We start from the raw sequence: 24,582 nt of genomic DNA on the forward strand, positions 1-24,582 counted from the left end.
TTCGGACTCGGAGGCTCCTTCCTTTTTCTAGAAAGAAACGAAGATTCCAAGCTTGATCGTCCAGTCAGGAGCCCCGGGGATGCTGCTTTTTGTAAAGCGGCGGAAGTATTGCAAGGAGAAGATATTGAGAATGTTTTCGATCCCTGCACTTCCCTCAAGATAGAGGTGATTGTTCATAGGAGTGACTATCTCGGGATAGACTAACTCCCCTACACGTCGGTCTTTACGGCTGTGAGAAACATCGCCCCAATAGCCTCGAATGGAGAATACCTCGCGCCAGCCCGTGAGCCGAAGCAGGGGAAGACGATTGAAGATTAGCCCTTTCATGTGGTAGTTGAGGGTGAAGTGGAGGTATTTGTCGGATACATATTCGAGAGGTCTCATCAGCTCAAAAGTAGTCTGTCTTGCCACAAAACTATTGTTGATGGAGGGGGTGAAGAAGTTCACTTCGTCTAGCTTACCAAGACCAAGCCCCCCCTGTATATAAGAATCGATAAAGCCGAATAGGGAGAGGTAGAGGCGAGCGCTAACTCCGGCCGTGAGCTGAGCACTCGTGTGTTCATTGCCGGGGAGTCCCTTGGGTTGGAGCGATAGCCCAAAGTTGAGTACAGGGTAGCGACGGCTCTCTTTCTCCATACTTACGGGGCGACGCCCATTGCGAGGCATTCTCCCCGGGACGAATGTAAGACCGGCATAGAGGCTCGTTGTGGAGAAAGAGGGGGCAGCGATGAGAGAACCATCCTCTGCGACGCGATAGTAACGTAGGTCGCCTGCAGGGGTTTTGTGGTTGTAGCTGATGGAGAAGTCGGTGTGGAGAGCTTGGCTCCAGTCTGCTTTGAATCCGGCACTAAGGTTGGTACCATAGAAGCGATTGCGCAGTTTCATCGTGCCGACGAGGGTACTTAATCCATCTTTGTACATGGCATCTTCTGTGTAACCGGGGACAAAGAGATCGTGATGAGCCGAGAGGTAAAAATTACGCTGGGGGTATTCCTCTTCGTGTCCCTCCTTGGCGAGAGGTGAATAGGTGATCTTGCCGTAGTATTTCCAACGCTTATCGCCCAATCCGTATGCCACATAGCCCTGCCCAAAGAGGTGCTGACTTAGTTTGGCATTGGTTACTCCCCCGAGGCGGAACCGCGCTCCCTCTACAACATTCCAAGCAAAAAGAGTCTCGACGGGCCCTACTTCGGCAAGATATTCCTCTCGCTTGAGCTTGCTTAGAGGCAGTCCAATGAATCCTCGTCCCACTACTTGTGTTGCTTTGGCTAGGAAGATATAGGATGGACGCCGGTGCAGATAGTCGAGGATGGCAATAGTGCCTTCACCCAATTTGGGTAGAGGTTCGGGGCGTTCTACAATGCCAAAGTTGCTAAGAGTTGGCTTGTCTATCTGGCTACGCATGGGGGCACTCAGGGCAAGCCGAGGGTCTAGAGCTAGAGAGTCTTTCGCCTCTTCTCCTACTCGGTATTGCTTGTAAATGTAGGCAAGATCCACTTCACAGCTATAGGGAATTAGCTCGGTAGGCGTAAGAAAGGTATGTATCTCTTGCTTATGAGGGAGCCAAACGGTATCTCCATCGAGTACGGTTGGCGCATAGTGAAAGTCGGCAGACCAATGGGATACCCAGTCTACATTAGCTTGCTTTGGAACCTGGAGGTGAGCCTTAGCGAGGGAGTAGGAAACTGTATCTATCCATACTGTACCCGATAGCCCTATGCTATATTTGGAGAAGGGTACAAGCCCGATCTCGTAGGCGGGGCGCCCCTCTATGGCCACCGTATCGAGTAGATAGTATTTATAGAAAGAGGTGGAAAAGAGCTTGCTCATAGGCCCTGGGAACTGATTGCGTAGGATTTCCAAATCATTGGCATAGAGGTCAATTTCAGGATAGAGCTCCTCCAAATTTGTGTCAGTCCCGGAGGATTCGATAGCCTCTTCCAAACCGGAGAAGCGTCGTCCGATGATCAGTTCTTCGCGTTCTTTACCTCCTAGAGACGAGCGAACCGACTCGCGCTCTCGGAGGGAGAACGGGCGCACCATCATACCCTCTAGAGCAGAGCTATCGCTCCACATACGCCACTTCTTCTCGGGAATGCCAAAGTACCAGCCTCCGGCACTGTCGGCAGGAGTGGCCAAGCCCATCATCTGGCGGCGGTAGAGCCGATAGCTGAAGTCCGAGTACCGTGAGATACGATTCTTTTCTTTGTTAGCGATGGCTTTGTCTATAATTGCGACGGCCGGATTTCCTTTTTTGGTGTACTTCTTCTTGGGCGTTACTACCACGGTGGCAAGTTCTTGGCTATTGAGTGTAGCGTGCCAGTAGTAACCGGTCTCTACATGGGTCTTGGCAATGGTTGTATTCTGGGTATTGTACCCCACCATACTTGCCGATAACATAAGGTTGCGACGAGAGGCAATATCTCGCGGGAGGGTGAGGGTGAACTTGCCATCGAGGTCTGCACGGGTGCCTATAGAGCGATGCTTGGTAACGTAAATCGCGGCACCAACGAGGGGCTCGCCGGTAATGGAGTCTGTCACTACCCCCCTAAGGGTAATTTGAGCCGTGAGGGGAATGAAGGAGATAATAAGTAAGAATAGCAGTGCAATACAGCCTAGGTGTCTTGCGCTTTTTCGAGAGTGGATCGGTTTCATTGTAAGTGTATATTGTTGGTGTGTGTACGATGAATGGGGAAGGGGAGCGTTACAACTCGCGGCGGAGGCGCGCTATGGGGATGCCCAATTGTTCGCGATACTTTGCTACTGTTCTGCGTGCTATGGGTATTCCCTCTTGGCTTAGAAGAGCTCCCAATTCCGTGTCGGAGAGAGGGGTTCGTTTGTCCTCTTTTTCGATCAATTGCCGCAGGAGATCCTTGGTACTTCGGGACGAAACGGCTTCTCCATCGCTGCCCGTTGTACCTTCGCTGAAGAAGAATTTGAGAGGGTAAATGCCGTAGTCGCTTTGTATGTATTTGCGTTGGGTGATGCGGCTGATCGAGCTGATGTCGAGGGCTACAGTCTCCGCAATTTGCCTTAGAACGAGGGGGCGAAGTTGCTGTATATCCCCTGTGCGGAAGAAATCCTCTTGGGCTTGTACAATGGCCCCTACAACGTGTAGGAGGGTTTTACGTCTGCGCTTTAGAGCGTCGATAAATTGCCGGGCTTCTGCAATGCGAGAGGAGGCAAAGGCACGGGAGGTTTTCTCGGCTTCGCTCCTAATCGGAGCCTTTGTAATGGCAAGATATGCCGGTGATATGCCTAGTTGAGGGAGGTTGGGAGCATCGTTGATCCATAGTTGTAGCTCTCCATTATGGAGGTGTACCGTAAAGTCGGGAACAATGCGAGCCACAGCCGCCTCTAGGTTCGAACCATACCCACTTGCGGGGCGAGGGTTGAGTTGTCGGATGATACGTTGGGCTTCGGAAAACCGGTCCGGAGTGATAGCAAGACCCCGTATAATTCGGTCGTATCGGTGGGCAGCAAGATCTTCGAAATACCCCTCTATGATAGAGAGAGCCAAGCTGTGAACTTCGTCTTTCGGGAGCCGCCGGAGTTGCAATAGTAGGGATTCGCGTAAATCACGTGCCGCAATGCCGGGAGGGTCGAGCTGCTGTATCCTATGGATCATTTCCTCTATTTCAGCATCAGAAGCATCAAGATTTTCGTTAAACAGGAGAGCATCGCTGATCTCGTGTAGAGAGGCGGAGAGATAGCCGTCGTCACTCAGGTTGCCAATGATGTATTCGGCAATGGTCAGCTCCCGATCCGAGAGGGTAAGCGAGATTAATTGCTCGTGGAGCTCGTCCGAGAGAGAGGGCGCTTCGTTGGGTTGCACATAAGAAGGGCCATCGTCGTCACCGGCGGAGGGGCGAGGGGGCTCGCGTAGAGCATCTTCGCGCTCATCGTCTGCTGTGTAATCTTCCGGAGAGAAGTCGTCTTGTAGCCCCTCTTGCTCGTTTTCGGTGTTACTTAGTGGCTCTTCGTCTAGGAAGTTGTCTTCGGGAGTTGTCTCTTCACTCTCCTCTACCACTTCTAGGGCAGGGTTGGTGGCAAGCTCCTCACGAATGCGATCTGCAAGCTCTTCTCCGGAAACCTCTAGGAGCTTAATTTGCTGTATCTGTTGTACATCAATCGCTAGCTTTTGCCGCTGCTCTTGCTGTTGTTTTAGCATAGTTCTACCAGGGACTCAAAGTGCATACCACGGGAGGCCTTCACGAGAATGAAAGCGTGCTCGATGGGAGCAAGGCGGAGTTGCTCTGCCAAAATCTCTGTAGAGGGGAAATAGTGGAGGTGGGGGGCTTTAGCTTCGCTTTCGAGAGCGGCGAACTCTTTTCCTACGAGGTAGCAGGTGATGTCTGTGGTCTCTCGGGCTAAGCGTTGTACGAGGGCTAGATGCTCTTCCCGAGAGGCACTGCCGAGCTCAAACATATCCCCCAGTATGAGGTATTTGGCTTGTGCGCCGGAGGTGGAGAGAAAGTTCTCTATCGCGGTATACATACTCGAGGGATTGGCATTGTAGGCATCAACTACGAGGTTATTGTGATGGGGTGTATTGGCAATGTACTGCGAGCGACTATTTGATGGAGAGTAGTGCTCCAATGCCATTACGATATCGGGAGGGGCCACTCCCAGTCTAAGCCCTACGGCTACGGCAGCGAGGGCGTTGGGGAGGTTGTATTTGCCTACGAGTTGTGTATGTACTCGGTAGGTCTCTCGCTGCCAGTAGAAGGCAAAGGCAAGGAAATAGCCCAAGGGATGATCGAGTAGTGAGGCACGGAAAAAGGCCTCTCGGCTTGTGCCGTAGGTCGTTCGTACAAGAGGGGCAGAGTGTTGCATGAGTAGGGGATCATCCGCATTAACCCAGGCCTCTCCATTATGTTGCCCAAGCCAATCATAGAGCTCGCACTTGGCTTTTGTCACTCCTTCGAAAGATCCGAACCCCTCTAGATGCGCCCTGCCTATATTGGTAATAAGCCCAAAGTCCGGCTCCGCAATGGCAGTTAGCTCCGCAATGTCGCCTATATGAGAGGCTCCCATCTCCACAACGCCGTATTGCATCTCCGGTGTGAAAGAGAGTAGGGTAAGGGGTACTCCTATTTGGTTATTTAGGTTACCCACTGTAGCTCCAATGGTATAGGTGCTCCTCAGTACGGCCGAGATGAGTTCTTTGGTGGTCGTCTTGCCATTGGTCCCCGTGATGCCAATGATGGGGAAGCCGAGCTGGCGGCGGTGCATGCGAGCCAGCTCCGTGAGGGCGACAAAACTATCTTCCACATAAAGACAACGAGCCTCTTTTTGCGCCAATTCTGCACGATCTACCACGGCATAGGCACATCCTTTTGCAAGGGCATCAAGGGCAAAGTCGTTACCATCAAACCGCTCTCCTTTGAGGGCTATAAATAGCGAATCTCTTTTGGGGGCGCGGCTATCTGTAGTTACTCCACTACAGCGTTTGAAGTACGTATAAAGCTCAAGAATATCCATCCTATTGGGGAGTAGGGAAGAGTCTTTTTGGGGGGCTAGGTGTCTAGAGGTAAGGAAGAGCACATGCTCTATCCCTCTCGGGACGAAGTTTGTGCTCTTCTATTGCGATTAAACTTATTCGCGGAGAGGAGAACTATCCTCTAATTAGTAGGCTGAGTCTAATACGGCAGAAAAGAACACTATAACACCCCATAAGAGGACAAGTGCTACCGCTACTGCCATACTAGCAATAGACCACGAACGAGCGGCTTTGCTGAATCGTTCGGCTCCGGCGAAGTCTCCCTGATTGTAGGCTTTCTCCACGCGAGTTGCATTTATAATGGCGGGGATACCCAAAGGCCATGCGCAGAAAATCGTGACAATGATAGCAAAAGCCAAATAGGTAGGAGGGCACTTGGGGGGAATGCCCCCGTTAGCGTAAATGTTATAGGGAGTGTTATTTTGAGAGGCGAATGACTGCTGACTAGGGGGCGCTTGAAAGGGAGGAACTCCACTTGCCCCGTTGTTTGTATTATTCTGCCAGAGGAAATCAAGCTCCGGAAGGAGGCGAGCCTCTTTCCAATCTTCCATTCCTTGCCTCCAGACCATAGTCTGAGGGGTGATGTTTTCGCGGGCGAGTTGTTCTGCCTCAATGGGGCCGATTTGTTGTCCGTTACGGATGAAATAAAATTTTTCAGTAGTCATATGGAGATCTCTCTAGATTGCTAATTTTCAGTTGCGAAAGTAGTGATTTTCTATCACATAGAGCCTTTTTCGAGGCGTGCCGCTTGCCAAATCTTCCAATTTTCGTGCGCTTGCAAGAAGAGCATATCAATCCCGTTTTTGATCGAGGCTCCCTGTGCTTGGGCAAGTTGTAGGAAGCGGGTTCGATCGGGGGAGTAGATCAGATCGTAGCAAAGATGTTCGGGCGTAATCTCCTGATAGGGGATAGGGGGAGCCTCTTGTACGTTGGGAGTCATACCTACGGGGGTACAATTCACAATAATCTTGTACTCTCGAATCGCCTCCGGAGTGATGTCGGAATAGGAGATGGCATAGGGAGATTGGGGCGCACGGCTTACGACAAGAGTTGCTACGCCCAGCTTCTTAAAGGCGCGTTGTACAGCACATGAGGCCCCTCCGGAGCCTAGGATGAGCGCACGACGTCGCCCCCCAAGTACGGGGGCTATGGATTGTCTAAAACCCTCAAGGTCGGTGTTGTATCCGATGAGTTTACGCTTGCCCCATCGTGAGTTTTGTACTACTACAGTATTGACAGCCCCGAGCAATGAAGCCTCGCTTTCCACCTCATCCAAATAGGGAAGTATGGCTTGTTTGTAGGGGCTTGTTACGTTGAAGCCGTGTAGATTGGGGTGTGCCGAAAGGAAAGCCTTTAGCTCTTTGATGCTTGCTAGATCTGCCGTGATGTAGCGAGCATCAATCCCCTCGGCGAGGAATTTTTCGTTGAAGAACTCTTGAGATTTAGAGTGTCCTACGGGGTGACCAATCAGCGCGTATTCTCTCATTTTATGGCGTAATATAGGGTGGCAATCCCACCCGAGAATGCTTTGTACTCTGCCTTGCCATAACCTGCCTCTAGGAGCATCTTGGTAAACGCTTCGTATTGGGGTACTTGGCGGACAGACCTGGGGAGATAATTATAGGCTCCACGGTTGTGGGCGAAAAGGCTGCCCACAAGGGGGATAAAAGTGTGCGTCCAAAGGGTGTATCCGCAACGCAAGATGGGATTACGGGGCACGCTAAGCTCTAGAATGGCAATGACACCACCCGGGCGCGTTACTCGGCACATCTCCTCTAGCCCCTGAGCTAGGTGCTCAAAGTTGCGTACCCCGAAGCTGCTTACCACGGCATCAAACGACTCCTCTTTGTAGGGGAGAGCCTCGCAGTTGGCTTGCTCTAATTGGATGTTTGCTTGGGGGGCTTTTTGAGCGATTTTCTCTCTCCCTTTTTGGAGCATCCCCTCGGAGATGTCTACGCCTGTGATCTGCTCTAGTGCGGGGCATTGCCTTGTAAGCTCCATGCTTAGGTCTGCCGTGCCCACGGCCACGTCGAGGATCTTGTGGGGGGAATGGCTTGCTACCCAACGAGCGGTGCGCCTACGCCATAGGCGATCGATGCCTAGGGTCATCAGTTTATTGGCAAAGTCGTAGCGATCGGCAATGCCGTCGAACATCCGACGGATGCGTTCCGTTTTACCTGTCGTTGGGGTAGCTTGATCCATACCGGAGAGGGGAAATTACTTCTTCTTTAGGAAGTCTGTGATGTTTTTCTCGATCCGTTGTGCGAGGTGATCTTGCTCTGCGTGCACGAACTTCTCGCCCGTTACGTGCTCATAGAGCTCGATGTATCGCTCGGCTACGCTGAGGCAGTATTCGTCGGTCATCTCGGGTACCTTCTGTCCCTCTTTGCCCATGAAGCCCTGCTCGGTGAGCCATTTGCGTACAAACTCTTTGGAGAGCTGACGTTGGGGTTCTCCCTTGGCGAAGCGTTCTTCGAAGCCTTCTGCATAGAAGTAGCGAGAGCTATCGGGTGTATGAATCTCGTCTATGAGGTAGATCTTACCATCCTTTTTCCCGAACTCGTACTTGGTGTCTACGAGGATGAGTCCCATCTCTTCTGCAATCTTGCTGCCGCGTGCAAAGAGATCTTGTGTGTACTGCTCGAGGAGGGTGTAGTCCTCTTCGCTTACAAGTCCGGAGCTTATTATCTCCTCACGAGATATGTTTTCGTCGTGTCCTTCATCCGCCTTGGTGGTAGGGGTGATGATGGGATGTTCGAAGCGTTGATTCTCGCGAAGTCCCTCAGCAAGGGGGATGCCGCAGATAGAACGTGCCCCCTCTTGATAAGCGCGCCATGCGCTACCTGTGATGTAGCCGCGGATTACCATTTCTACTTTGAAGGGCTCGCACTTGTGCCCAATGGTAACCATGGGGTCGGGGGTTGCTATCTTCCAGTTGGGTACGATGTCGGCCGTGGCATCTAGTTGTTTGGCTGCAATTTGGTTGAGCACCTGCCCTTTGTAGGGAATGCCCGCAGGCAGTATTACGTCGAAAGCACTGATGCGGTCGGTTGCAATCATTGCCACGAGGTCTCCTTCTAGGAAGTAAACATCGCGAACTTTACCATGGTAAACGCTCTGTTGACCCGGCAAGTTGTAGTCGGTACGGAGGAGGGTTTCGATCTTCATAAGCTATCTGTATCTCTGTTGATTAAGGGTTCTTTCTTTTCTTCTTCTTGTTCTTCTCTAGCTTTGGCATCGTAGGCCTCTACAATTTGTTGTACTAGGGGGTGCCGTACGATGTCCCCCTTTTCGAAGGTAATGCGTCCGATGGCGGGTATGCCCGAGAGCACCTCCAAGGCATGTTTCAGTCCGGACTTTACGCCCCGCGGGAGGTCTATTTGGGTTACGTCGCCCGTTACAATCATTTTGGAGTAGTACCCCATACGGGTGAGGAACATCTTCATCTGATGTGTGGTGGTGTTCTGCGCTTCGTCTAGGATAACGACGGCGTCGTTGAGGGTGCGTCCGCGCATGTAGGCAAGGGGAGCAATCTGTATCGTACCCTGCTCCATGTATTCTTTGAGTCGGGGAGGGGGTATCATTTCCTCCAGAGCATCGTAGAGCGGCTGTAGATAGGGATCGAGTTTGTCTTTCATCTCACCGGGCAAGAATCCCAATTTTTCCCCGGCCTCTACGGCAGGGCGAGAGAGGATGATGCGGCGTATCTTGCGCTCTTTGAGGGCTTTGACGGCTAGAGCAATGGCTACAAACGTCTTGCCCGTACCGGCCGGCCCCACGGCAAAGAGCAGGTCTTTCTCCTCAAAAGTGCGGAGCATCCGTTGCTGATTGGCTCCGCGTGCGGCAATGCTTTTGCCTCGCGCTCCGTAGACGATGTGGTATTGCGGTTCGGGGGTAGAGGCGTCTTCTCCTCGGGCAATGCGGCGGATAGCATCCTCGTTGAGGCTGTTGTACCGTCGGATGTGGGCGGAGAGGTGATCGAGTACTTTTACAAAGTCGTCTATCTTCGAAGCCTCTCCCAAGATCTTGAGCACGTTGTCTCCGGCTACAAGGCGCAACTTGGGGTATAGGGTGCGGAGTAGAATAAGGTTTTCCCTATTAACCCCGAATAAAACCCCCGCATCTACATCGTCGGGGACATAGAGTCGCTCGGTTATCAGCATGATTGTTGTTCTCGGATCCTATCTTTTTCTAGCCACAAAAGTACCAACAAATTTTCGCCTAGAGGGACTGGAACCTGATGAATCGGGGTAAATAACCCCCCTCTCTATCAGAACGAAACTTTACCCTTTTCCATCGACTTTTGAGGAAAGGGAAGGGTGAATTTTTCGTCGTTCTTGTAGATTTTGTAATTCGCTGTAATTAAACAATTTACAATTCTTCCGCTTTCGCTCATATTTGTGTGCGCACGCAGATTGTTTTTCTTCCGCACAAAAATAAATTTCCTTGCGCACGAAAATTATTTTTCTTCCGAACGAAAATAAATTTTCTTCCGCATGAAAATTTTTCTCCTTCCGCACAGAGTTTTGAAGAGATGCGCGCGCAAATTGTTTTTGGCGTGCACGGAAATATTTTCTCCTGTACGCAAAAATAAATTTTCTTGTACGCAGAAAATCAGAGGAGTGTATGCGCAATTTTGAAGATCCCCCTTTCGTGGTGTTTCTCCTTCCTCTCCTCGTTTAAGAGAACTAGGCAAGGCGGCGATGGAGTGTGCGCTTTAGGTAGGGGAGGAAAGAGACCGCAGCCACCCCCTTTACGGCCATGGAGGTGGCAATAGCCCACCAGATACCTACGAGCCCAAATCCCATGGCTCCAAAAATAAGGGCTAATGGGATGCGGATGCTATTGCCAATAATGCTAATGAGGGCCGGTTGTAGGCTACGCCCCGTACCATAGAATAGCCCTTGTATCAAGATCTCTGACATCATAAAGAGCTGAACACATCCGGCAGCACGCAGGTAGCGCCCACCCTCTAAGTAGGCCTCTTCTTCCGGAATGATGAGGGCGAAGAGCTCTATTCCGAAGAATATGTAGAGGGACATTGCCACAATACCAAATACAGAGGTTATGGAGATACTGACCCGAAAAGCGGAGAAGATGCGCTGCGGCTTTCTTGCCGCATAGTTCTGGGCTACAAAGGCCGCTAGGGCTGTGCCAAAGCCTTGGGAGGTATCCCAGGTAATGGCTTCGAGCTGACCGCCTACATTGATGGTGGCTACGCCGATATGTCCGCCAGCATGGGCTGTGATTGTACCCATGACAAAGGTGATAAGGGCGAATAGGGAGTTGAGAGTCACGATAGGGAGTCCAAGCTTGAGTATCGCTAGGGTCTCTGTGCGTTTTAAGGGGCCTACTACACGCCAGCCCCCGAGCAGATGGTCTCGTCCATGTACTTGGTATAAGAAGAGCAGGGCTACGACCCATTGTGCTACCACGGTGGCGAGGGCGGCTCCCGAGATGCCCCAGTCGAAGACGAATATAAAGAGGGGATCGAGTAGCATGTTCAGAACCAGACCGATGCTGTTGATCCGAAAGGGGACTCCGCTTCGCCCGGCAGCGATGTACACCCCACTGTAGGATAGCGAGAGAAAGAAGCCCGGGAGCCCCCAGATTATGATGTTGAGGTATTGTTGGGCAAACTCGCTAGTCGTCTCTTCTAACCCATAGAGACCGATGAAAGTAGAGCCGCCGACTCCGTAGACTAGCATCAAACCAAGGGAGATATAGAGGGCGAGCGTAGAGGTGTGCTGAGCGTAACAGCGAGCTGAGTTGCGGTTTTGTGCCCCTAACCCCTGTGCAACAAGTACCTCGGCCCCCGTCTTAACGAGGGCTCCAATAGAGGAGGCGAGCCATGTGAGTACGCTAATAACACCTAGAGCTGCTATCTCTCGGCTCCCTAAGCGCCCTACCCATGCCATGTCGGTGAATGAGTAGGCCACCTGTATAAAAGAGGTGCCAATGATGGGGGCTGCTAGGGTGACGATTTGCCGAGCAATAGGTCCTCGGGTTAGGTCCTGCGTCTCGGGATGTTCTGCTGCCTTCCCGCTCATTTAGAAAATGCTTAGGTTGATATACTTACGGGGGTGCGCCTTAAAGTCTGTTACAAGGGAGTCTGTTCTCGTGAGCAACGAGCGAAGATCTTCGTATAGTTTTTCGTCATTAATCACCTTACCTAGGGTGCCCTCTTTGCTATTGAGTTGCTGTGAGAGGGCATGTAGCTCGTTGCTTGTGGTCTCTAGGTTGGTCATGATTTGACGTACATTGATGCTATCGAGCTGTTGAGAGAAGTTGTCGATGCGAGTGAGTGTGCTGTTGGCTTTACCGAGCATGGGGGCTACATCCTGCCGGGTATAGCCTTGTAGGGCGGTCATTAAACCATCGAGTTTTTGCATCGAACTACGAGCCGAGGCAAGGGTAGCATGGGCTTCGTGGATAGATTGCTTTAGTTCCGGAGTTGCCAGCAATTGCTGTGTGGAGGATAGAATGGAGTCTACCTTCGGTATCAATTGTGCAACACGGGGGAGGATCTCGTTGCCTAGGGTACTAAGGGGGTCACCTGCTCCCTCATTCGTCTCTAGGAAATCCCCTTCGGCAAGGATTTGCTGCGAAGTCGCCAGTTGCAGGTCGAGTTGTGCCCCTCCAAAGATGGCGGCTTTGATGCTGGCGCGGGTGCCACGAGGAATTTTATAGTCTCGGTCGATATTCACTTGCACAAGGGTAGACGCCGTACCATCGGGTGCAATTTCAAATTCTAACCCCTGCACCGTACCCACTTTGTAGCCGTTGATCTTGACGGGTGATGCCACAGAAAGCCCTTCTACGTTGGTAAAGCGAGCATAGTAACTACACTCCCGACCGAAGACGGCGAGCCCTTTGAGGTAGTTGAGCCCAAAGTAAAGTAAGGCGATAGCTAGGAGGGTAAAGAAGCCAATCTTGACGAGTTTCGAGGGGTCTTGCATATCGGTTTGGTCTGTTGTTGGTGTGTATTGTTGTTGAGAAGAGTACCCCTCCTCTAGGGGGAGGGGAGTGTCTAATTAGAGGGATGAGCTCTTATTGTAGGCTTCGTAGTAGCTGGCAAATCCGTCTGCAATAGCTTGGGCTAGGCGGTTTTGTCCATCGCTAGATAGAAGGAATTCGGCCTCTTTTTTGTTAGAAATGAACCCAACTTCGATGAGGATACTGGGCATGGCAGTCTCGCGTATTACCAAGAATCCGGCTTGGCGTACCCCTCGGTCGGAGGTAGGCAATTTCGCTAGTTTGCCTTGTACGGCTTGGGCTAGACGAATGCTCTTGTCTTGGTGGACGTTTTGCATCATCTCAAACATAATATAGCTCTCGCTAGAGGATGGGTCGAAGCCTTGGTAGGTGCGTTCGTAATTATCTTCGAGGAGAATGGACTCATTCTCTTTCATAGCAACGCGTAAGTTGTCTTCGGTGCGCCACAACCCTAGTACATAGGTCTCAGTACCTGCTGCCGACGAAGACTGAGCCGAATTGGTGTGGACACTCATAAAAAGGTTGGCCTTGTTGCGATTGGCAAAGTTGGCACGCTGCTGTAGCCCGATAAAGGTGTCGTCGCTACGTGTATAGAGCACCTTCACCTCGGGGTATCGCTTCTTAATGATCTCACCGGTGGCGAGGGCAACTTTTAGGTTGATGTCCTTTTCCCGTCCACCATTGCCTACGGCTCCCGTATCTTTCCCTCCATGTCCTGCATCTAAAACAAGTACGAAAGAGTCCTTCTTGGCTCCATTTTTCCCCTTCTTTTGTGCAGAGGCTGTGGAGATGCTAGGGAGTAACATCCCTAAGAAGAGAAGGGCGTAGAAAAGCCTTCGTAGGCCCTTGTGCCCTTTCTTCTGGAGGGCGATATTTTCTGTTTGACTCATATTAGCAGTTACTATAAGCCGGGTAAAACACGGTTTTTCCGTCTGCAAAGTTATTGATTTTATCGAACTATTTCTCCATTTTTGCCCTAGGGGATGCGATAGAAGGGGCTGGTTTTTCGTTCAAAGTCAGGCCTTTTTCTCTTGTGAGTTGGCCAAAATCTCCTTACAAATCACCCTTTCCTCCTAATTTTTCTATCTAGAGTGATTGTCTCTCTTTGGAGAGAGAAACCTCGTTTGTGAGCCCCCTTATCTAAGAGAGCTGGGAGAGCCTGTTGGGTTTAATTGATGAGAGAGGAAAAATGGAAAGGGAGGCTCCTGATTGATGTTCGGAAGCCTCCCTTCTTGTCTACGGGGTTGTTACCTCCCTCAATCTTTGCACTTTGCTTTGATAAACTCTCGATTGAGTCGTGCAATGTGTGAGATGGAGATGTTTTTGGGGCACTCCATTTCGCAAGCACGAGTGTTCGTACAGTTTCCGAATCCTAGCTCGTCCATCTTGGCAATCATAGCCTTGGCGCGACGTGCAGCCTCCGGGCGTCCCTGGGGGAGCAAGGCAAGCTGACTCACCTTTGCGCTGAGGAAGAGCATGGCAGATCCGTTTTTGCAGGCAGCGGCACAGGCACCACAACCGATACAAGCAGCTGCGTCCATGGCTTCGTCTGCCTTGGCTTTGGGGATCGCTATAGCATTCGCATCGGGTACCCCACCGGTATTGACCGATACGAATCCGCCGGCTTGGATAATTTTGTCGTAGGCGGAGCGATCGACCATAAGGTCGCGGATGATGGGGAATCCGGCAGAGCGCCAAGGCTCAATCGTGATGGTATCGCCATCGTTGAAGCGACGCATGTGCAATTGGCAGGTGGTAATGCTGTCGTCGGGCCCGTGGGGATGTCCATTGATATAGAGGGAGCACATCCCACAGATGCCTTCGCGGCAGTCGTGGTCGTACACAACCGGTTCTTTCCCTTCGGCTACAAGCTGCTCGTTGAGGAGGTCTAGCATCTCGAGGAACGACGCACTCTGCGATACCTCCTTGAGGCTGTAGGTTTCGAAGCGACCCTTCTCACGGGGCCCCTTTTGCCGCCAAACGCGTACGGTAATATTGATATTGTGATCCATTGCTTAACGTCTCAATTAGTTCTTGTAGTTACGTGTTAATCGCTCCGTAAATTCGTACTCGAGAGGCTCTTTGTACATAACGGGAGCTTGGTTTTCACCCTGATACTCCCAGCACGAAGCATAGGCGAAAGTATCGTCGTGGCGTAAAGCCTCGCCCTCTTCGGTCTGATGCTCTAGACGGAAGTGCCCACCGCAGCTCTCTTCTCTGTCGAGAGCATCGTGCGCCATTAGTTCACCAATTTCGATAAAGTCGGCAAGGCGGAGTGCCTTTTCGAGCTCAATGTTGAGGTCATTGCCGCTACCGGGTACGTTTACTTCTTTCCAGAACGTCTTCTTTAGTTCGGCAAGGAGGGCAATACCTTTTTGTAGCCCTTCTTTGTCGCGTCCCATGCCAACGTACTCCCACATGATGTTCCCGAGTTCTTTGTGTAGGCAGTCTACCGAGCGGCTTCCCTTATTTTCCATAAGGGTTTTGATGCGCTTGTTGATTGCTTCTTCAGCTTCTTTGAACTCCGGAAGATCGGTGCTAAACCGAGGCACGCGGATCTGATCGGCAAGGTAGTTTTGGAGTGTATAGGGGAGGATGAAGTAACCATCGGCAAGCCCTTGCATCAAGGCAGATGCGCCCAGACGGTTGGCTCCGTGATCGGAGAAGTTGGCTTCCCCAATGGCAAAAAGTCCCGGGATAGTGGTTTGGAGTTCGTAGTCTACCCAGAGGCCGCCCATTGTGTAGTGGATGGCAGGATAGATCATCATAGGCGTTTTGTAGGGGTTGTCGTTGGTAATCTTTTCGTACATCTGGAAAAGATTGCCGTACTTCTGCTCCACTACATTTTTGCCCAAACGGCGGATGGCATCGTCGAAGTCGAGGAAAACGGCGAGCCCCGTATTGTTTACCCCAAAGCCGGCGTCACAGCGTTCTTTGGCTGCACGGCTTGCTACGTCGCGAGGTACGAGGTTACCAAAGGCGGGGTAGCGACGCTCTAGATAGTAGTCTCTATCTTCTTCGGGTATGTCGTGTCCCTTGAGCGTTCCGGCCTGCAACTTTTTGGCATCTTCGAGCTTTTTGGGCACCCAAATACGACCATCGTTGCGGAGCGACTCGCTCATAAGAGTCAGCTTCGATTGGTAATCGCCATGCTTGGGGATGCAGGTGGGGTGGATCTGTGCCATACAAGGATTGGCAAAGTATGCGCCCTTTTTGTAGCATTGCCAAGCAGCGGAGCCGTTAGAGGCCATTGCGTTGGTGGAGAGGAAGTAAGCATTCCCATATCCCCCGGTGGCTATTACTACAGCATGAGCTGCATAACGCTCAATCGCTCCCGTGGAGAGATTGCGAGCAATGATACCTCTTGCACGACCTTCGATAACAACGAGATCGAGCATTTCGTGACGAGTATAGAGCTTAACGCTCCCCTTAGCCACTTGGCGACTGAGTGCCGAGTAAGCCCCGAGCAGGAGCTGTTGCCCCGTTTGACCCCGAGCGTAGAAGGTACGGGATACTTGTGCGCCCCCAAATGAGCGGTTATCGAGTAGACCACCATATTCGCGAGCAAAGGGAACGCCCTGAGCTACGCACTGGTCTATAATAGCATTGCTTACCTCTGCGAGACGATATACATTGGCCTCGCGGGCACGGTAGTCCCCTCCCTTGATCGTATCGTAGAAAAGACGATATACCGAGTCACCGTCGTTTTGGTAGTTCTTTGCTGCGTTGATCCCCCCTTGAGCTGCGATGGAGTGTGCGCGGCGAGGTGAATCTTGGATGCAGAAGTTGAGTACATTGAACCCCATTTCACCGAGAGAGGCGGCTGCAGAAGCCCCTGCCAACCCGGTCCCTACCACGATAACATCAAGACGACGCTTATTGGCAGGATTAACGAGTTTCTGGTGATTTTTGTAGTTGGTCCACTTGCTTTCGAGTGGTCCCTGAGGTATTTTAGCGTCAATTTTAGCCATACTTACAACGATTAATAGAACCAGAGATTACCATCGCATATAGCTCTACCAAAGTAGTAAAGTACCACAGCGGCGAAGCCCAGCATTAGGATAGACGAGACCCAAGTAGAGAGCACTCGGATGCGTTTCATCCAAACAACATTGTTCCAACCGATGGTCTGGAGGGCACTCCAAAATCCATGGTTAATATGGAACCATATAGCAAGAAGCCATACAAGGTATAGTACCGAGAATATAGGATTGGAGAAGGTGTACGCGATAAGACCGGCACCATCTGTGGGGCCTGTTACCCCTGCTATCCCCAAGTCGTGTGTGTGCATTAGCTCTGCAAGCTGCATCTTCGCCCAGAAGTTGAAGAGGTGAAGGCCAATCCCCAGCATTACGATAATCCCTAGCAGTAGCATGTTTTGCGAAGACCATTCCACTCCATGGGGGCGTGCTGTTACGGCATAACGGTCGTTGCCTCTCGCTCTATGGTTTTGGACGTTGAGCCAAAAAGCGTAGATGATATGGATGATCATCAGACCTGCCAGCCCTATTGACGCCACCACGGCGTACCAATTGGCTCCTAGGAATGCACAGATCGCATTGTAGCCCTCGGGGCTGAATATGGCCACGAGGTTCATGGACATGTGGAAGAGGAGGAAGAGTATAAGTGCGAGTCCTGTAATACTCATTACAAACTTCCTCCCAATGGAAGAATTACAAAGCCACATAGTGATTCTTTCTTGATTTATAGTGTACTAATTAATTGCTACCCAGAGAAAGTATCTCCCTCATTTGTGAGAGGGCTTCTCGATGTTGCACCGGCAACGCAGAAATAATTACCTCCTGAGATATATCCTCTTGCATAAACTTTACGCGCCTGCAAAGATAGGGAAAATACCTTATAGTAGGTAATAAGGGTTTCCCTTTTGTCCCTAGTGGTGAAATCGGAATAGCAAAAAAACTTACCCCCAATTGTTGCTGAGGGTAAGGCGAATATGAGGAAGCTAAATTTTAGTCTGCAAGTAGAGGGCGATCTCCTATAAGGCGATGCAGTAATACAATTGCACGATCTTCTGCAAAGTGCATAAGTCGCTCTTCTTCGGGCGTTTTGTCGTCAATCCCCGAGAGATGTAGCACCCCATGGATGAGTACACGGTGTAATTCCTCTTCGTAGGGTACGCCAAACTTTTCGGCATTGCTCGCCACCGTCTCCAAGCTGATGAGGATGTCGCCCGAGATATATTCAGAGCCTTCTTGGGAGGCATCGAAGGTGAGAATATCGGTGTAGTAGTCGTGATTGAGGAAGAGTTTATTTGCCTCCAGTATGCCGGCATCATTGGTAAACTTGTAGGAAAGTTCACCCAGTGTTTTCCCCATTTCATTTGCCACTTGCCTTATCCAGCGAGCAATGATTTGTCGCCTTAGGTGGGGAACTCTGACGTTTCGTTCGGTGAAGTAGTTGATCTTCATGATCTATGAGATTAGTTGTTTATGCAAAAAATAGATAGCCAATGAATACGGAGGCAATAATGCCGGCTGCATCGGCGAGTAAAGAATAACCAATAGTGTAGCGAGTCTGTTTTACCTTGACAGCGCCATAGTAAACCGCTACTATGTAGAGGGTTGTATCGGTGCTCCCTTGTACAATTGAGGCGATGCGCCCTACCAAGCTGTCCGCTCCATAGGTTTGCATGGCATCCACCATAAGGGCGCGGCTGCCACTGCCGCTTAGAGGTTTTACCAGCATTGTTGGGAGGGCTTCTACCCATTCGCTATCTGCTCCTAGGAGCAGAACGAGCCGGCGAAGTGCCTCTATGATGTAATCGAGTGCTCCCGAGGCACGGAAGACGGCCACCCCCACGAGCATGGCCACGAGATAGGGGATAATGTTGACCGCCGTAGTAAATCCCCCTTTGGCTCCCTCTACAAAAGTCTCGAATATCTTGATGTGAGCGCGCACGCCGCTTATGAGGAATAGCACGATAGTGGTGAGGAGTAAGAGGCTGGCTGCAAGCGTGGTGCAGGTGCCAAACATCTCGGGAGAGAGTTGTTGCTTGAGTAGAACAATGAGGGCAATAAGTAGGGCAATCCCTCCAAAGAAGAGCAGAAGAGGGGCTTGCCATAGTTTGATTCTTTGGCGAGCTCCTACGAGTAGAATAGCTACGATGGTGGAGACGAGGGTTGCCAAAAGGATGGGGAAGAAAACATCCGCAGGGTTACTGGCTCCCGCTTGCATCCTAAACGCCATGATACTTGTAGGGATAAGGGTTAGCCCACTTGCATTGATGGCAAGAAACATGATCATGGCATCGGAGGCTCTATCCGGCTCTTTGTTGAGCTCTTGCAGGCGTTTCATGGTTTCCAACCCTAGGGGCGTTGCGGCATTGTCTAGCCCTAGTAGGTTGGCGGAGATGCTCATAAAGATTTTGCCCATAGCGGGGTCGCCTTGGGGGATTGAGGGGAATAATGTGCGCAGTAGAGGGCTGATCCCCTTGGCCATCCGTGGTATTAGTCCGCTCTTTTCGCCCACGCTCATGAGCCCCATCCAAAAGCAAAGTACTCCTGTGAGGGCTAGGGCTATCTCAAATGCGGTCTGTGCGGATTGGAAGGTGGCTTGCAGTATGGTATTGAATATCGTGAGGTCTCCTTGGAAAACACAACGCACGACCCCTGCAAGTAAAGCAGATGCAAAAAAAGCAACAAAAAGGAAATCCAGAGGTCCTATAGCCCTTTTTTGTTTTAGTCGCATACCTTCCCCTTTCCTCGGAGTTGCGTATAGGAGTATTTCTCTCTGTAAGGATGGAATTTAGCTCCTATTCTCTATATCTGTAGATATATAGAGGATGAGCAACCTTGAGTTAATATCTTATTCTTGCACAAATGTACTAAAAAGAATTGAGAATAACTTCGTTTTTGGAAAATTAGAAATCGAGATAGCAGACCGCTTTCCCCTTGAGTCTAATTTCTTAGTAATCAGGGGGATGTTGCGGATGGAGGGCGGAAATGTTATTTTTGCTGCCTTGCTCGCTTCTCTTTTTTCGCCTCCTTTTCTGCTTGGCGCGCGGCTTTTTCCTCGGCACGCGTGGGCAGGCCTAGTATTCTGCGGTCGGCATTGGAGGGATTCCATTTATCGCCATATCGCTCGCGCATCCGTTTAATATACTCTTCGTTGAGGTTGGCGCGTTGCCTTTTCTGGTTCATTTGATCCGCTCTTTGGCTTGTCTCCTCGCTCAGCTTTAGTCCGGAAGGTCGTTGCTTAGAGAGGGGTACCTCCGTTGCATTCCACCGAATTTCGTTGGTGAACTTAGGTTGGATGGTCATCGTCTTGGGGTAGAGGTAAGAAGGCTCGGGTTGGCTGGTGGGGTAGTGCCCTGCGTCCCACTTCCCATTGTTATTGCGGTCTATCCACAGACGGCCATAGTAGCTACCAGCGGGGAGCATGTCGAGAGTGATCGTACTATCGGGTAGGACAGGGCGAGTGATGAGTACCCTATTGTCTTCGGACAAAATCTCTAGATAGGCAGTCGCCCCGTGGGTGGCTAAGCTATCAAACGAGAGGGAGATGGCTCCAAATTTATCGGCAGACTCTAGCACAATGTCGAGGGAGGCTGCGCGGTTGGGGACGCCATAGCAAGAGCGAATGGCTGCGGAGTCTAATTGGAGGCGATACTTTGTATCAAACTGCAGGTCTGCCAGTATTTGTAACTCTAGAGCCTGCTCGGGATGGAGGCGTAGCTGTACGGTTTGCGGCGTTTCTACCGAGTCTGTCACGCTGTAGAGGTGAACCCCCGCAGTATCGATGTGGATAGGTGGCTGGGCAAAGGTGATGGCAAGAGTATCACGTGGGGAGAGAGCAAAGGGCGAGGTACTCTTGGCAAGTTGGGGGGTGAGGTGTGGAGTTTTCTCCTCATCGTCTTCCTGTGGGGGCGTGGAGGCCGGAGTTTCTCCTGTATTATTGCCGGTCTGCTCCTTTTCGCCAGTCCTGTCTTTGTTTGCCTCTTTACTTTGAGAGGATGAGCCGGAGACGCCTTGCCCCGAGGTGCCTTGGCTGAGAGAGGGGGTATTTCCCTTGTCTCGCGATTTCTTTTGTGTCTGTCCCTTTTTCTGAGCTCGGTAGATGAGCTTAAGGGTATCCGTCTGTAGTGTGGGGTGCTCTAGCGAGTCGAGAGTAGCGTACTCGGTAAGTAGCTGTAGAGTATCTCTCCTGTAGTAGTTACTATCTGTAATCCAATAGGTTACCTCTTTTCGCTTTTCGTCGATTTGGGGTAGGAGTAATCCCTTTTTCTCGACGGGGGCATCCAAAAGGCGGACGAGTGGGAGTTGCTCCAGAGGTTGGCTAAAGGTGAGGGTTAGGCGTGTGGAGTCTTGGCGTGCACTCTTTTGCAAGAATTGTTTTTGTGGTAGGTCAATAGAATAGAGAAGTAGGTGATCCGGCTTTTCGTTTCTGCCCAAAATCGAGTCCGCTTTCTGCCCAGAAAAATCTGAAAAATCAGCTGATTTTGGGGGTGCATTTAGGCTGTCTTTTTTTGCGGAATCAGCTGCGAAAGGGAGCGGGGTCTCCTCTTGGGGAGAAGGAGCTACCGCCTCTACGGCTTCGCTTAGGAAGGCAAAGCCCTCCGAGCGTTGGCTATAACTGAATGAATGGTCAAGGTCGTTCAGCGCAAAAAGACGGTATTTGCCGGGGGCTAAGTGCGTGATAACAAAAGAACCATCGCTCATCGTGCGCCCTGTGCGTAGGAAGGCTTGGGTGCGAAAGAGACTGTCTGCCCCCCCTTTGTGTACCCCCACGAATATATTGGGGATGGGATAAAGCCCCCGAGCATCAAGTACTTGCCCTCGTATCTCCATGCTATCAATTTTCTCTCCCGTGGAGAATGCAAAAACGAATCCCTCTAGCGGATTTCCCTCGTTTAGGTCTACAATGGCATCGGTAAAGTCGATAGTATAGGTGGTATTGCTGTGCAGGGAGTCCTCAAAAATGATGGTAATGCTCTTGCCTGTACCCGAGAGTATGCGAGGATTTGTATTCTGAGGCGGGGAAAAGATGACCTTTTCGTTACTCTTCTCCACCTTTACATTCTCGTTAAAAGTGAGTTTGATTTTCTTCCCGGAGAAGTGGGTAGTACCATTATTCGGGTCACTTTTGATGAGCCTAGGGGGAGTCATATCATAGGGGCCTCCCTCGGGAGAGGCTTGCTTGGCACAGCCTACAATAAGGCTGGTGAGTAGCAGAGATAGGACTACAAAGGGGGGGAGTAGGGACGAAAAGAATTGCTTCATTAGTTCTTTTGAAAAGACTGTATGGGGATGCGGCTAGTGGAGGGGTTGAGGAATACCGGCAGGGCGGACGATCTCGGGTTCCCCTTGAGTAAGGGATACAATGGCCGTGGTACCTCCCAGGGCACATCCCCCATCTAAGATGGTGTATACCTCGTGTCCGTATAGTTCATCGATGAGTTCGGGGTCTGTACGGTACTCAGGATCCTCTTTTTTGGTAGGGAGAGAGGCGGTAAGTAGGGGCTCGTCGAGTACCTCCAAAAGGAGTGTGGCGAGTGGATGTAGAGGAAGGCGTAAACCTACTTCGTGCTTGTTGATGAGGAGCTTGGGCAGTTCGGAAGTTGCCGGTAGTAGGTAGGTAATAGGCTCTTTTTCGTGCTCCCGAATGTAGCGAAACGAAGTGTTGTCTACCTTGGCATAGCGTGTAAAGTCTGCCAAATCGCGACACATAATGGTGAGTCTGTGCTTCTTGGGATCTACCCCTTTGAGCCTACATACCTCCTCAATAGCTCGTGCTTTGTAGGCAGAGCATCCGTAGGAGTAGCCAATGCCTGTAGGGTAGATAATAATAGCTCCATCACGTATTTGTGCGGCTATCTTGTGCAGGAGATCCCAGTTGGGAGTCTCGGGGTATATCTTGGTAATCATAGGCTCTTGTTTCCTCCTTTTGTTTGAGAATTAGAACGTAAAATAGTGCCCTAAGCGGATGCTGTCGTCGCGCGTGAACTCGGGCAAATTGGCGAGTTGTTGCCAACCCTGTAGTTTGCCGTCGCGGTAGAGAATGCGTGCTATGGCATTCCGTTGCCCCCTATTGAGGTAGGGATGCTGAGGCAGACTATCGTAGGGGAGCGTGCCAAGTGCAATGCGTTGGGGGGCGGTGCCTAGGGTAAAGTAGGGGTAGATTTGTTGGAATTTCTCCGTAGTCATACCATAGACTTCTTGCAGTTGCAAGAGGGTGTAAAAGCCTCCGAGTCGCTCTCTATAGCGTACAATTCGCTGTGCAAAGGTAGCTCCGATGCCGGGAACTTGGGTGAGCGTTGCCGAGTCCGCTTGGTTGAGAGGGAGGGTAATCCCTTCGGGGAGCTTGCGGCTACTTGTGTAACTTCGATCGGAGGTGGGTGGCCCTATGTAATCTTTGCTGAGCACAAGACTATCGCGAGCTGCCGGGCTCCTTCTTGCAGCAGAGGGGGTGGCTGTATTGCCATAAAGGGGAGCCTCTTGGCTATTTGAGGCAATTTGATTCGTTTGGGGGAGGATCTCCGCCTTGTTTTGTGGCTTACCCCAGAGCAGGAGAGTGGCTCCAACGCCGGCAAGGCAGACGAAGAAGAAAAACACAAGAAGGTCGCTCTTGTCAAAACGAAAGAACTTACTCAGATGGGAGTTCATGGTTCTCTTTGGGGGCTGTTTGGGGAGATGATGGTGAAATGCTTTCGTCGGATTCGATTTGCCCATCGTGCAGTGTGATGATGCGATCGGCTCGCTTTGCCATCGTGCGGTCGTGGGTTACGAAGACGATCGTTTGCCCCATTTCTCGGCTAAGGCGAGAGAAAAGCTGATGAAGCTCTTCCTTATTCTTGCTGTCGAGACTACCCGAGGGTTCGTCAGCGAGCAGTACATCCGGATGATTGATGAGGGCACGAGCTACGGCCACGCGCTGTTTCTCCCCTCCGGATAGTTCGCGAGGGGCATGATGGCAACGCTCTGCCAGCCCGAGCATGGTGAGGAGCTCTTCGGCATGCCTTAGCGCTTCGCGTCGGGGTTCGCCTGCGATGAGGGCAGGGAGGGCTGCATTCTCAAGGGCTGTAAACTCGGGGAGTAGTTCGTGGAATTGGAAGACAAATCCGAGATGCTTATTGCGGAAGTCCGCTTGCTGCCGAGCCGAAAGGGTATGTGGATTCACCCCACGGATGTAGACCTGCCCCGAGGAGGGCGTATCAAGGGCACCCATAATTTGTAGGAGGGTTGTCTTGCCTGCTCCACTCGCTCCTACGATAGCGATGACTTCGCCTTGCGCTACGGAGAAAGAGACGCCGCGTAATACTTCGAGCGAGCCAAAGCTCTTGTGGAGTTGCTCTATGGTGATGAATGGGGTTTGCATCAGATTGTTGTTGGTAGGTATGGGGTGACGAGTTGCCTTAGTACGTAGCTGGCAAGGAGGCATCCAAAGAGATTGGGCATGTAGGAGATGGTGCCCACGGTGGAGCGTTTACTCGGCTCTGCAGAGGTGGATTGTATGGCGTGTGGTAGGGCTTTCTCTGTGGAGAAGACAACCGGTATTCCCTTGTGCACGCCGCGTTCTCGCAGTGCTTTGCGTACGGCTTTGGCAAGAGCGCAAGTGTGACTAGCACTTATATCTTCGATGCGGAGGGCTGTGGGGTCGAGTTTTGCCCCTGCTCCCATAGATGAAACAACGGGGATCTTGCGGTTATGCGCCTCTATGAGCAACTCCGTTTTAGGGGCTAATGTATCGATGGCATCCACGACAAAATCGGGGTGGCACTGCTCAATAAGAGGAGCCACCTCCTCCGGTGTGAGGTATTGGGTCACCAACGTGAGGTTTACATCGGGCTGTATGCGCCTCAGCTCTTGAGCCAACGCCTCCGTCTTAAACGCTCCCAATGTATCTTGATAAGCCACCATCTGTCGGTTGAGGTTGCTGGGCGAGACTCTATCCCCATCCACGAGGGTAAGTCGCCCAATCCCTGCGCGAACTAATAGGTGAGCCGTTATTCCCCCCACGCCTCCAAGCCCTACGAGTAGGACGTGGGTAGAGCGGAGATGTTGCAAGGCTTCCTCGCCTATCAGTAACTCGGTGCGGCAGAATGCTTCGCTAATGTCGGTCAAAGC

General features: G+C 51.3%; 21 protein-coding genes. All 21 read right to left on the bottom strand.

Annotated features, from left to right (window positions below; translation table 11 throughout):
• Positions 1-27: 27 nt before the first annotated feature.
• Positions 28-2,655, bottom strand: a complete 2,628-nt coding sequence (locus POREN0001_RS01705) for a DUF5686 family protein (RefSeq protein WP_004332577.1) — start codon at positions 2,653-2,655, stop codon at positions 28-30.
• 49 nt (positions 2,656-2,704) lie between these two features.
• A complete protein-coding gene (gene rpoN, locus POREN0001_RS01710) occupies positions 2,705-4,171 on the bottom strand; it encodes an RNA polymerase factor sigma-54 (protein ID WP_004332379.1) in 1,467 nt (488 codons plus the stop codon).
• Positions 4,165-5,484 carry a UDP-N-acetylmuramoyl-tripeptide--D-alanyl-D-alanine ligase gene (locus tag POREN0001_RS01715; protein WP_040580143.1) on the bottom strand — a complete coding sequence of 440 codons (1,320 nt, stop codon included), beginning with the start codon at positions 5,482-5,484 and terminating at the stop codon, positions 4,165-4,167. Before POREN0001_RS01715 ends, rpoN begins: the two co-directional genes overlap by 7 nt.
• A gap of 144 nt (positions 5,485-5,628) precedes the next feature.
• Entirely contained in the window at positions 5,629-6,168 is a 540-nt protein-coding gene (locus POREN0001_RS01720) for a CD225/dispanin family protein (RefSeq protein ID WP_004332517.1), read from the bottom strand.
• A 53-nt stretch (positions 6,169-6,221) separates the two neighbouring features.
• Positions 6,222-6,989 carry a shikimate dehydrogenase family protein gene (locus POREN0001_RS01725; RefSeq protein ID WP_004332551.1) on the bottom strand — a complete coding sequence of 256 codons (768 nt, stop codon included), beginning with the start codon at positions 6,987-6,989 and terminating at the stop codon, positions 6,222-6,224.
• Positions 6,986-7,705, bottom strand: coding sequence for a bifunctional demethylmenaquinone methyltransferase/2-methoxy-6-polyprenyl-1,4-benzoquinol methylase UbiE (gene ubiE / locus POREN0001_RS01730; RefSeq protein WP_004332423.1), 720 nt, complete (start codon positions 7,703-7,705; stop codon positions 6,986-6,988). The genes POREN0001_RS01725 and ubiE overlap by 4 nt, the downstream gene beginning before the upstream one ends.
• A gap of 15 nt (positions 7,706-7,720) precedes the next feature.
• Entirely contained in the window at positions 7,721-8,671 is a 951-nt protein-coding gene (locus POREN0001_RS01735; protein ID WP_004332559.1) for a phosphoribosylaminoimidazolesuccinocarboxamide synthase, read from the bottom strand.
• Entirely contained in the window at positions 8,668-9,666 is a 999-nt protein-coding gene (locus POREN0001_RS01740; RefSeq protein ID WP_004332383.1) for a PhoH family protein, read from the bottom strand. Before POREN0001_RS01740 ends, POREN0001_RS01735 begins: the two co-directional genes overlap by 4 nt.
• Positions 9,667-10,191: 525 nt before the next feature.
• On the bottom strand, positions 10,192-11,553 hold the full coding sequence (locus POREN0001_RS01745) for an MATE family efflux transporter (protein ID WP_004332468.1): 1,362 nt from the start codon (positions 11,551-11,553) through the stop codon (positions 10,192-10,194).
• The gene (locus tag POREN0001_RS01750; protein WP_004332531.1) at positions 11,554-12,462 is read right to left on the bottom strand and encodes an MlaD family protein; all 909 of its coding nucleotides are present in this window, start codon (positions 12,460-12,462) and stop codon (positions 11,554-11,556) included.
• 75 nt (positions 12,463-12,537) lie between these two features.
• The gene (locus tag POREN0001_RS01755) at positions 12,538-13,389 is read right to left on the bottom strand and encodes an N-acetylmuramoyl-L-alanine amidase family protein (protein ID WP_004332405.1); all 852 of its coding nucleotides are present in this window, start codon (positions 13,387-13,389) and stop codon (positions 12,538-12,540) included.
• Positions 13,390-13,755: 366 nt separating this feature from the next.
• Positions 13,756-14,511 carry a succinate dehydrogenase/fumarate reductase iron-sulfur subunit gene (locus tag POREN0001_RS01760; protein WP_004332541.1) on the bottom strand — a complete coding sequence of 252 codons (756 nt, stop codon included), beginning with the start codon at positions 14,509-14,511 and terminating at the stop codon, positions 13,756-13,758.
• 15 nt (positions 14,512-14,526) lie between these two features.
• Positions 14,527-16,470 (bottom strand): fumarate reductase/succinate dehydrogenase flavoprotein subunit, encoded by a 1,944-nt coding sequence (locus POREN0001_RS01765; RefSeq protein WP_004332582.1) that lies wholly within the window; start codon positions 16,468-16,470, stop codon positions 14,527-14,529.
• An 11-nt stretch (positions 16,471-16,481) separates the two neighbouring features.
• Positions 16,482-17,186, bottom strand: a complete 705-nt coding sequence (locus POREN0001_RS01770; RefSeq protein WP_004332609.1) for a succinate dehydrogenase/fumarate reductase cytochrome b subunit — start codon at positions 17,184-17,186, stop codon at positions 16,482-16,484.
• Between the two features lie 283 nt (positions 17,187-17,469).
• Positions 17,470-17,928, bottom strand: a complete 459-nt coding sequence (gene ybeY / locus POREN0001_RS01775; RefSeq protein ID WP_004332411.1) for an rRNA maturation RNase YbeY — start codon at positions 17,926-17,928, stop codon at positions 17,470-17,472.
• Positions 17,929-17,947: 19 nt separating this feature from the next.
• A complete protein-coding gene (locus POREN0001_RS01780; RefSeq protein WP_004332573.1) occupies positions 17,948-19,207 on the bottom strand; it encodes a nucleoside recognition domain-containing protein in 1,260 nt (419 codons plus the stop codon).
• A 257-nt stretch (positions 19,208-19,464) separates the two neighbouring features.
• The gene (locus tag POREN0001_RS01785; protein ID WP_004332592.1) at positions 19,465-21,738 is read right to left on the bottom strand and encodes an Ig-like domain-containing domain; all 2,274 of its coding nucleotides are present in this window, start codon (positions 21,736-21,738) and stop codon (positions 19,465-19,467) included.
• A gap of 33 nt (positions 21,739-21,771) precedes the next feature.
• Positions 21,772-22,383, bottom strand: coding sequence for an L-threonylcarbamoyladenylate synthase (locus tag POREN0001_RS01790; RefSeq protein WP_004332489.1), 612 nt, complete (start codon positions 22,381-22,383; stop codon positions 21,772-21,774).
• A gap of 30 nt (positions 22,384-22,413) precedes the next feature.
• Positions 22,414-23,121: a ComEA family DNA-binding protein gene (locus POREN0001_RS01795; protein ID WP_004332504.1), complete on the bottom strand. Its 708-nt coding sequence runs from the start codon at positions 23,119-23,121 to the stop codon at positions 22,414-22,416.
• Positions 23,102-23,833 (bottom strand): ABC transporter ATP-binding protein, encoded by a 732-nt coding sequence (locus tag POREN0001_RS01800; protein ID WP_004332617.1) that lies wholly within the window; start codon positions 23,831-23,833, stop codon positions 23,102-23,104. Before POREN0001_RS01800 ends, POREN0001_RS01795 begins: the two co-directional genes overlap by 20 nt.
• On the bottom strand, positions 23,833-24,579 hold the full coding sequence (locus POREN0001_RS01805; RefSeq protein WP_004332447.1) for a tRNA threonylcarbamoyladenosine dehydratase: 747 nt from the start codon (positions 24,577-24,579) through the stop codon (positions 23,833-23,835). Before POREN0001_RS01805 ends, POREN0001_RS01800 begins: the two co-directional genes overlap by 1 nt.
• Between the last annotated feature and the right edge of the window lie 3 nt (positions 24,580-24,582).

Origin of the sequence: Porphyromonas endodontalis ATCC 35406 (assembly GCF_000174815.1) — a bacterium.
Taxonomy (GTDB): domain Bacteria; phylum Bacteroidota; class Bacteroidia; order Bacteroidales; family Porphyromonadaceae; genus Porphyromonas; species Porphyromonas endodontalis.

Bases quoted from the DNA above. Each gene is read 5' to 3' on its own strand.
- POREN0001_RS01770 (WP_004332609.1), bottom strand. From the start codon at position 17,186: ATGTGGCTTTGTAATTCTTCCATTGGGAGGAAGTTTGTAATGAGTATT.
- POREN0001_RS01785 (WP_004332592.1), bottom strand. From the start codon at position 21,738: ATGAAGCAATTCTTTTCGTCCCTACTCCCCCCCTTTGTAGTCCTATCT.
- POREN0001_RS01705 (WP_004332577.1), bottom strand. From the start codon at position 2,655: ATGAAACCGATCCACTCTCGAAAAAGCGCAAGACACCTAGGCTGTATT.
- POREN0001_RS01740 (WP_004332383.1), bottom strand. From the start codon at position 9,666: ATGCTGATAACCGAGCGACTCTATGTCCCCGACGATGTAGATGCGGGG.
- POREN0001_RS01715 (WP_040580143.1), bottom strand. From the start codon at position 5,484: ATGGATATTCTTGAGCTTTATACGTACTTCAAACGCTGTAGTGGAGTA.
- ubiE (WP_004332423.1), bottom strand. From the start codon at position 7,705: ATGGATCAAGCTACCCCAACGACAGGTAAAACGGAACGCATCCGTCGG.
- POREN0001_RS01750 (WP_004332531.1), bottom strand. From the start codon at position 12,462: ATGCAAGACCCCTCGAAACTCGTCAAGATTGGCTTCTTTACCCTCCTA.
- POREN0001_RS01765 (WP_004332582.1), bottom strand. From the start codon at position 16,470: ATGGCTAAAATTGACGCTAAAATACCTCAGGGACCACTCGAAAGCAAG.
- POREN0001_RS01800 (WP_004332617.1), bottom strand. From the start codon at position 23,833: ATGCAAACCCCATTCATCACCATAGAGCAACTCCACAAGAGCTTTGGC.
- POREN0001_RS01780 (WP_004332573.1), bottom strand. From the start codon at position 19,207: ATGCGACTAAAACAAAAAAGGGCTATAGGACCTCTGGATTTCCTTTTT.
- POREN0001_RS01790 (WP_004332489.1), bottom strand. From the start codon at position 22,383: ATGATTACCAAGATATACCCCGAGACTCCCAACTGGGATCTCCTGCAC.
- rpoN (WP_004332379.1), bottom strand. From the start codon at position 4,171: ATGCTAAAACAACAGCAAGAGCAGCGGCAAAAGCTAGCGATTGATGTA.
- POREN0001_RS01745 (WP_004332468.1), bottom strand. From the start codon at position 11,553: ATGAGCGGGAAGGCAGCAGAACATCCCGAGACGCAGGACCTAACCCGA.
- POREN0001_RS01720 (WP_004332517.1), bottom strand. From the start codon at position 6,168: ATGACTACTGAAAAATTTTATTTCATCCGTAACGGACAACAAATCGGC.
- POREN0001_RS01725 (WP_004332551.1), bottom strand. From the start codon at position 6,989: ATGAGAGAATACGCGCTGATTGGTCACCCCGTAGGACACTCTAAATCT.
- POREN0001_RS01735 (WP_004332559.1), bottom strand. From the start codon at position 8,671: ATGAAGATCGAAACCCTCCTCCGTACCGACTACAACTTGCCGGGTCAA.
- POREN0001_RS01760 (WP_004332541.1), bottom strand. From the start codon at position 14,511: ATGGATCACAATATCAATATTACCGTACGCGTTTGGCGGCAAAAGGGG.
- ybeY (WP_004332411.1), bottom strand. From the start codon at position 17,928: ATGAAGATCAACTACTTCACCGAACGAAACGTCAGAGTTCCCCACCTA.
- POREN0001_RS01755 (WP_004332405.1), bottom strand. From the start codon at position 13,389: ATGAGTCAAACAGAAAATATCGCCCTCCAGAAGAAAGGGCACAAGGGC.
- POREN0001_RS01795 (WP_004332504.1), bottom strand. From the start codon at position 23,121: ATGAACTCCCATCTGAGTAAGTTCTTTCGTTTTGACAAGAGCGACCTT.